The following is a 296-nucleotide window of genomic DNA, read 5'->3' on the forward strand; positions in this document are numbered from 1 at the left end:
CAATGAACAGGGTTTGCAGTTTAATGATGATTTAATTAACGAGCTTCTGAAATATTAAATTGAGCCCATTCTAACTCTGTATCATTGGGATCTGCCACAAGCACTTCTTGAAGAGTATTGTGGCTGGGAATCAAGAAAGATTATTGAGGATTTCAATCGATATGCGGTCATTCTCTACAAGCGCTACGGTGACCGAGTGAATTACTGGGTATCGCTTAATGAGCAAAATTATTTTGTAGGTTATAGTTATGACTCGGGGCTCCATCCACCTGGGATTCGTGATAAAAAGAGAATGT

Annotated in this window: 1 pseudogene; it reads left to right on the forward strand. The window is 39.2% G+C overall.

Annotated elements, in window-relative coordinates:
- Positions 1 to 296 (forward strand): annotated as a pseudogene (locus tag PZE06_RS28260) (family 1 glycosylhydrolase); the annotation flags it as partial.

Origin of the sequence: Robertmurraya sp. DFI.2.37, assembly GCF_029211245.1 — a bacterium.
GTDB lineage: Bacteria > Bacillota > Bacilli > Bacillales > Cytobacillaceae > Robertmurraya > Robertmurraya methanolica_A.